The organism is Olivibacter sitiensis DSM 17696, from assembly GCF_000427965.1.
Lineage (GTDB): Bacteria > Bacteroidota > Bacteroidia > Sphingobacteriales > Sphingobacteriaceae > Olivibacter > Olivibacter sitiensis.
Genome location: NZ_ATZA01000028.1, coordinates 60,040 through 67,595, shown reverse-complemented (window position 1 = coordinate 67,595; position 7,556 = coordinate 60,040). Strand labels below are relative to the sequence as shown.

7 protein-coding genes are annotated in these 7,556 nt (G+C 42.5%); 2 read left to right on the top strand and 5 right to left on the bottom strand.

Annotation, left to right across the window (positions count from 1 at the left end; all coding sequences use genetic code 11):
- From A37S_RS26725 to A37S_RS24820, 4 genes are all read right to left on the bottom strand, one after another.
- Positions 1 to 189: DUF4372 domain-containing protein (locus tag A37S_RS26725; RefSeq protein WP_028297637.1), on the bottom strand; the 189-nt coding region annotated here is incomplete at its 3' end.
- Positions 190 to 709: 520 nt separating this feature from the next.
- Entirely contained in the window at positions 710 to 1,474 is a 765-nt protein-coding gene (locus tag A37S_RS0114620) for an SDR family oxidoreductase (RefSeq protein ID WP_028297636.1), read from the bottom strand.
- 90 nt (positions 1,475 to 1,564) lie between these two features.
- The gene (locus A37S_RS0114615) at positions 1,565 to 3,946 is read right to left on the bottom strand and encodes a TonB-dependent receptor (RefSeq protein ID WP_028297635.1); all 2,382 of its coding nucleotides are present in this window, start codon (positions 3,944 to 3,946) and stop codon (positions 1,565 to 1,567) included.
- A gap of 72 nt (positions 3,947 to 4,018) precedes the next feature.
- A complete protein-coding gene (locus A37S_RS24820) occupies positions 4,019 to 5,008 on the bottom strand; it encodes an SDR family oxidoreductase (protein ID WP_084163918.1) in 990 nt (329 codons plus the stop codon).
- A 324-nt stretch (positions 5,009 to 5,332) separates the two neighbouring features.
- On the opposite strand from A37S_RS24820, the gene fbaA reads away from it, so the two are divergent.
- Positions 5,333 to 6,412 carry a class II fructose-bisphosphate aldolase gene (gene fbaA, locus A37S_RS0114605; RefSeq protein ID WP_028297634.1) on the top strand — a complete coding sequence of 360 codons (1,080 nt, stop codon included), beginning with the start codon at positions 5,333 to 5,335 and terminating at the stop codon, positions 6,410 to 6,412.
- Between the two features lie 183 nt (positions 6,413 to 6,595).
- Positions 6,596 to 6,748: a lmo0937 family membrane protein gene (locus tag A37S_RS27125; RefSeq protein ID WP_157278685.1), complete on the top strand. Its 153-nt coding sequence runs from the start codon at positions 6,596 to 6,598 to the stop codon at positions 6,746 to 6,748.
- Positions 6,749 to 6,764: 16 nt separating this feature from the next.
- Here A37S_RS27125 and A37S_RS0114595 read toward each other — a convergent pair whose 3' ends face one another.
- The gene (locus A37S_RS0114595; protein ID WP_028297633.1) at positions 6,765 to 7,472 is read right to left on the bottom strand and encodes a 2-C-methyl-D-erythritol 4-phosphate cytidylyltransferase; all 708 of its coding nucleotides are present in this window, start codon (positions 7,470 to 7,472) and stop codon (positions 6,765 to 6,767) included.
- Positions 7,473 to 7,556 lie beyond the last annotated feature (84 nt).

The following is a 7,556-nucleotide window of genomic DNA, read 5'->3' as shown; positions in this document are numbered from 1 at the left end:
AGAATCACATCGGCTGAATATTCCGAACAGCATCGTCATGAGTTGTGTCCATGAATCAAAGGTCTTGTAATAGCGGTCAGACCGGTGCTTGCTCACAAGCATCTCAAATTTGTTCCTTGGAATAAAACCTAATAATTGTTTGAAGATTGGCTGACCGACTAATTTCTTTTCTGTATTTTTATCACTCATATTTTTAGTTTGTCGTAAAACCAAAATATGAAAAAAGGAGCTTGCCAGATATGGCAGCTCCTTAAATTATTTTTTGTCGGTCAGTAGTGATTTCCTATGAAAAAAGTTTTGGGGAAAAGTAGCAGAACACCTACAGCAATAGCTAAAGTACCGAATAACGGAATAACCGATTCGCTAATACCCAATTCATTCATCATTTTTAATGATTCGGGATTGTTTTTATAGTTAAACGTGTCCCAACCATGTTTGAAACTTAGTGCTACCGAAACTATCAATAACACTAATGAAATTATGCTTTTTGTCATTTTAATTAAGTATATGAGTGTTCATTATGTAACCTGCAATTAACGCAATCGGAATACCGATTAAGGCACTTTGGAAAAGCATAAACCACAATCTCGATAGTTCGTCTTTTTTGTCGTAGCTGTTATTGTTGTTGTTTTTCATTTTTTTTGCTTAAAAGAGCAGAGACGAAATAGCTTATGCGACATCCCTGCTCTTAGTTAAATAATTGAAATTTTTATAAATTCATTCCCCCCGATACTTCTATACGCTGGGCATTGATCCATTTCGCTTCGTCCGTACACAGAAAGGCAACTACAGGGCCGATATCTTTAGGATAAGCAATGCGGGGAATGGCAGTAATAGACTTCATATACTCCTGCATTTGCTCGTTGTCTTCCATTCCGCCACCGCCGAAGTCTGTAACAACGGGGCCCGGAGCTACTACATTCACATTAATTCCTCTGTTCCCTAACTCTTTCGCCATATAGCGTGTCGCTACTTCAACTGCTGCTTTAGCACTGGCATACACGCTTACACCGGGATAACTGAAACGGGTAAGTCCGGTGGAAATATTCACGATACCGCCATTGTCATTTAAAAAAGGTAAGGCTTTCTGGGTAAGGAAATAGACACCCTTGTAATGTATGTTGATTAACTCGTCAAAAGCTTCTTCTGTGGTTTCGGCAAAGGGACTTTGTAGCGCAATACCGGCATTGTTAATCAGATAATCGAATTTTTCCGCAGCAAATTTGTCTTCCAGTAGGTCCTGAACTCGCGAGAAGAAGTCATCAAATAATGCGATTAACCCCGTATTGAGCCGTAAAGCAGCTGCTTTTTGCCCCAATTGTTCAATTTCGCTAATCACTGCATCGGCAGCGTCCTTCCTGCTGTTGTAGGTGATGATGACATTTAGTCCTTTTTTGGCAATGTTCAATGCCATTTCTCTACCTAATCCTCGGCTTCCGCCTGTGACTAAAGCAATTTTTGTGTTTGTTGACATAATTATTGATTTTATTATTTATTGTTGCTTTTTTTAGATCCTGTTTAAATTTTATTGCTAAATAGTTTTATAAGAAGTTTCCTGCTTGCGCTATAGCTCTACCCTAACACCAAAGGTGGGAAATACCCCCAAGCCGACATTGGAAATCCTTCCCGTTTCGGGTATGAATAGCTCGGCATTGACATTAAACCGGTTAGAGGTATTTACCATGTCAACAAAGGCAGAGAATGTCCCCCATCTCCTTTGAACGTTGTAGTCGACCCTTATATCCAAACTGATAAAGTCCGGAAACCTGTCACCATTTACGGCCGTTACCTCCTGGGCATACCGCAGCATATCGGCAGTGCCCAGCACATCAGAATGAATCACATAGCGGTCGGTAGGGCGGCCTGTGCTGTACCTGAATTTTCCGGAAAAAATCCACTTGTTGTTTGGTTTGTAACTGCCCATTAAAGTTACCGTATGCGGTATGTTGAAGATATAATCGTAGTTGCCCAAACCGTTGTTATCGTCCCTTACGCTTTCCATGTACGAATAGCTTATCTGGCCATAATAATTCCTGGAAAGCCTTTTTATCAGGCTGATATCTGCGCCATAAGCATATCCGCTCCCATCATTCGTCAAGTAGCTCTGTGCCCTGTTAGGCTGTACGGCTACATCGTAAAATTGCTTGTGCCAGCCTTCCGCTACGAATTTCAGATCGCTTGAGAATTGGATTTTATAACCGAGAATGGATTGAATGGTCTCCTCGTTTTTAAGTGTGTTGCCCGCAGGTTGCCCGGCAATATCAGCGTATGCAGCATCCTGGTAATAGATACCTGTGGCAAAGTTGATGCTGTGCCTATCGCTCAATGAGTAACTTCCGCTCAACCGTGGCGATAGCATGTGCTGTTCGGTAAATCCGGTATAGTCGTAACGTATGCCCGGATTGAGGGTGAAACGGTCGCTTAACTTCCACGATAAAGTGACATAGGCCGACCCGTTGAACGCATTGTCATCAAAGGTTGAATTGAAAAGTGACGGGTCTAATAGCTGGTAATACCGTGCGGGATTGGCACCGATCTCTATTGTGCGGAACGAATAAACCGTGTCGGTACGGCTTAGACGCCTTTCATAATCCAGGTTAAGCATCATAGCGTCAACCCCGGCGGTAAGGGCCGCTTTATTGAAACGCCTGGTGTAGATGGAACGATACCCGACCTCCTGCTGGTTATTTGTAATATGCCTTATATTAGTTTCATATCCGCCAAATCTTGGGTCTATTATAATTCCATCGGCGTCAAGCGAGGGATTGAACCTGCCAAAATTATTATCAACGGTTGATGAGCGGTAGTAGAGCACATTCTTTATAAAGCTGCTTGAATTGATCAGGGTTCGCAGGTTAAGGCCCACTACCGTCTTGCTGCTTTCGTGGTTCCAAAGGATGTTACGGCCGCTATTGTCATCGTTTATATTTATTGCGGTTCCGAATGCTACGTCATCTATGGTTCTGGAAGTCCCTTCGGGATTATACATTGCAATGAACGAGAGTTTGTTCTTTGCATTGATTTCAGTGGTGGTTTTTATGATATAATCACCGTATGAAACAGCAGAACGGTTTTCATCCAGTAGATTGATGAGCATAGCGAAATTCTGATACCGGGCAGATGCGAATACGCTTGTCTTTTCAGAGATAGGGCCATCGGCTATCAGGGTTGCGCCCAACAGGTCAAACTGACCGCTAAAAGACCAGGTTTCCCTGTTCCCTTCTTTGACACCGAGCCCAAGATAGGATGATGACCTTCTTCCATATACGGCATCGAAACCGCCATTCTGGAATTGCACATTATCAATGATCCTCGGGGCAAAAATGCTGAACCTGCCGCCATTGGGGTCGTTGAAGCCCGAATTAAAGCCTTCCGCCTCTAAATGGGATAGATTGAACATGGGTATATCATCCACCATATACACATTGTCCTGTGTACCTTGCCCTCTTGCTGCAATGGCAGAAAATTGCGAACCACCGCTTACCACACCCGGCAGTACGGAAAGGGCCCTCATAATGTCACCCTGTGCACCGGGATTCCTGAAAATTTCTTCCCGCGAAAAGGAGTAGGTGGAGACAGGGGTCATGGGGTTGTTTTCTCCCCTAAATGCGTTGACAGTAACCTCACCCAGGGTGGATGCTCCTTCTAGTAGCTCTATTTCTGAATAGTAGGTCTTGTTTGACGTGATGATTATTTCACTGATGTTTTTTGTTTGGAAACCTATGGACGAAATAGTGACGGAATAAGTGCCAATGGGCACATTATTGATGGTAAAAACACCGGCTGTGTCTGTGGTAGCGCCAAGTTGTATATTGTCTATGCGCACACTGGCGCCTATCACCGGTTGCTTGGTGATGTTGTCAATGATTCGGCCACGGATGGCTCCAGTCTGTGCAAAGGCACCAAGACTGACAAAAAATAATAAGATCAGCAGGATTTGTTTCATTCGTATATAAATCTAATTTTTGTTGAATTTTTCCTCAGGCGTGCATAAAACCGCCCATTGTTTCTTTATCGTTCAGTTCAATACAAACGTGTTCATGACATACCCTGCCATCAATGCTATGGGTACACCAATGAGCGCACTTGTCAACGCTCTTCTGGCTTTATTGGGATGTTGATTCCGATGTTTGAAATAGAGGAAAAAACCTATTGGCGGGATCATATTGGAAAGTACGAACCAAAACTGCGACAGGCTGTCTTTGTTGTTTTCTTTCATTGCTTGTTTGTAGTTAGCACCGTACATGGTTGAAGCCCCCATTTTGGCAGATTGTGCAATCATTAATTTGGGTGCAACCCTGCTGATCACCCTCATTAATTTGGCAATACCGGGATAGACTTCATCCTGATCATTTTGCATTCCTTTGATGGCGGCATCTACAATTTTATCGGGTGCCATCAATGCATTCGCACTAAAGCCATCCTCGTTCATGAATTTGTCATTCAGTGGGGTGGATGAACCGGGAGCAACAAGCTCTATTACCTTGATGTTGGTGTTTTTTAATTGCACCCTCAACGCTTGCGTGTAAGAACGAAGACCTGATTTTGTGGCGCCATAAATAGGCGCTATGGGGAAAGGCATCAGGGCGATACCTGAAGTGACGTTCATGATGGCTGCGTTTTTCTGCTTTTTCAGGTGTGGCAGAAATTGCTGCACCATCCGGATGGGCCCCATCAGGTTGATCTCGATTTCACGGGTGATGTCGGTCAGCTCCTGTTCCTGCTGTAGCGCGAACTTCCGCATCTCCCCGGCATTGTTGATGATGATATTCAGTTTAGGGAATCGCTGAATAACCTGATCATATAAATTGATAATGTCCTCAGGTTTGCTTACATCACTCTGTATGACATGTATGGCAGGAAGCTTCCGCTCTATTTCTATGAGTTTTAGGGCGTTTCTGCCTGTGATGATCACCGTGTTTCCGAGCGCTATCAGTTTTGAAGCAAACTCAAAGCCGAAACCTCCTGTTCCGCCTGTTACTAAAATGGTGTTGTTTTTGATGTCCATTGCTTTGTTATCTTGTTGATACAAAGGTCAGCAACACGCAAAAGACAGATTTAGCCTAAACGCCTTTTGTTGTAGTCAAAAACGAGTTGCATTTCTAAGTAGGCTTATTGAGGGAGGATCATGGGCAAGCATAGTCTTTTTCCCAGATGATTTGTATATTCTGGCGTTCGCCATGACTATTTTCGTCACTGATTTATCATTGGCAATGACGTGGCGACCGTTTGATGTTTTGTCGCATGCTTAGCAATATTTTATAGACCAAATCCTCTCTAAATTAATTTTATTGTGTATTTTCGGACTTTCATAAATAATACACATTAAAAGATGAGTTTAAAAGGTTATAAAGGAGTTGTTTATGGCGATGCAGTACAGGAGTTATTCGAAATCGCCAAGCAACATAAGTTTGCCCTTCCAGCTGTCAATACGATAGGTACCAATTCCGTCAACGCGGTTATGGAAACTGCTAAGGCGGTCAATTCTCCAGTTATCATTCAATTGTCAAATGGTGGCGCTCAGTTTTATGCAGGTAAAACTTTGGACAATACCAATTTGCAAGCTTGTGTTTTGGGAGCAGTATCGGCAGCAAAACATGTGCATCTATTGGCCGAACATTACGGCGTAGCGGTTATTTTACATACCGATCATGCGGCAAAAAAATTGTTGCCATGGATCGATGGTTTGCTAGATCATGGAGAGCAGTTTTTCAAGGAAACAGGTAAGCCTTTGTTCTCATCGCATATGATCGATCTATCTGAAGAGCCTATTGAAGAGAATATTGCCATTTCCAAGAAGTACCTGGAAAGAATGAAAGCATTGGGCATGACGCTGGAAATAGAACTTGGAGTGACCGGCGGCGAAGAAGATGGTGTGGACAATTCGGATGTAGACAGTTCGAAATTGTATACACAACCTGAGGAGGTTGCTTATGCTTATGAAGAGTTGAAGTCTGTCAGCGACCGATTTACTGTAGCGGCAGCATTTGGCAATGTGCATGGCGTATACAAACCAGGCAATGTGAAACTTCAACCTGTTATCCTGAAAAATTCACAAGATTACATCCGTGAAAAATATGGCTTAACCGAAGAGAAACCCGTGAACTTTGTGTTCCATGGTGGATCAGGATCTTCACCGGAAGAAATTGCCGAGGCACTTTCCTATGGCGCCATTAAGATGAATATCGATACCGATATGCAATGGGCATTTTGGGAAGGCGTGAAAAACTATTATAAGGCTAACGAAGCCTATCTGCAAGGCCAGATTGGCAATCCCGAAGGCGAGGACTCTCCAAATAAAAAATACTATGACCCACGTGTTTGGCTCAGAAAAGGGGAGGAAACCTTTGTGAAACGCCTGAAGCAAGCTTTCGAGGAATTGAATTGCATTGATGCCAACAGTAAGTTATAGGTTTATTGAAATGTCTTTGACGTTTAGACGTAAAGTAATATATCGAAGCGCCCTTGTTAAGGGCGCTTTTTTTGTAATATTCCTGATAATTATTTGACTCTTTTCAAACAAATATCCTTCTGGATTGCTTATGATGTATAAATTAATTATTTATTAATCATTTACTTAGAGAAAAACAGAATTATGGGAAATCTATTGTATCTCGTCGCAGTTATTCTAGTGATTATCTGGGCGGTCAGTTTCTTTGGAGGGTATGCTACAGGAGGTATTATTCACGTATTATTGGTGATTGCGATTATTGCTGTGCTATTGCGTGTCATAAGAGGAGCAGCTTAGCAGGAATGTTCACCTGCTAGGTGTTTTTGGAATTGCGGAGTGTTAGGATAGCTTCTGCAATAACCAAATCTTCTTTAAATGTTATTTTTAGGTTTTGGGCATCTCCATGCAATATATGAATGGGATGCCCAAAGCTTTCAACCACTGAGGCATCATCTGTAAAAGTGGGGGTATATTCCAGGTTATATGCCAACGAAACGATATCTCCCAAGAACGCTTGAGGGGTTTGTACCAAATAGAATTTGGATCGGTCTACCGCTTTATTGCTTCCTTCTTCATCTATTATTTCCCTTATGGAATCCTTGCTCGGCATGGCTGTTACTACAGCCCCCACCTCTTCGGCTTTCTGATAAGTAGCTACGATGATTTCTCTACTGACTAATGGTCTCACCCCGTCATGTATTGCTATAACGATTTCTTTTAAGTCTTTTTCTTTGGCTTGTATTGCTTTTAGGGCATTTTTTACGGAATGGTACCTGCTTTGTCCTCCATCTACTAGGGTATGTCCAATATCAAAATGATGGTGTGCTACGAGCTCTTGCCAGTAAGCCTGGCTGTCTTTTTTGAGTACCAATATAATTTCAGGTTGCAAAGTGGATTTGGCAAAGGCTTCTAGCGTATGCATCAATATAGGTTTTCCGCATAGATCCAAAAACTGCTTGGGGATGTCGTTCCCCATTCTGCTGCCAGAACCTCCACCCACAATGATGGCATATCTTTTCATTGGATTGAAATTAAAAAGCCAAAAGTAAAAAATAAAAAAGACTAAAGTTGTCTGGATGATGTCTTATGATCATTTGTTTGTCAG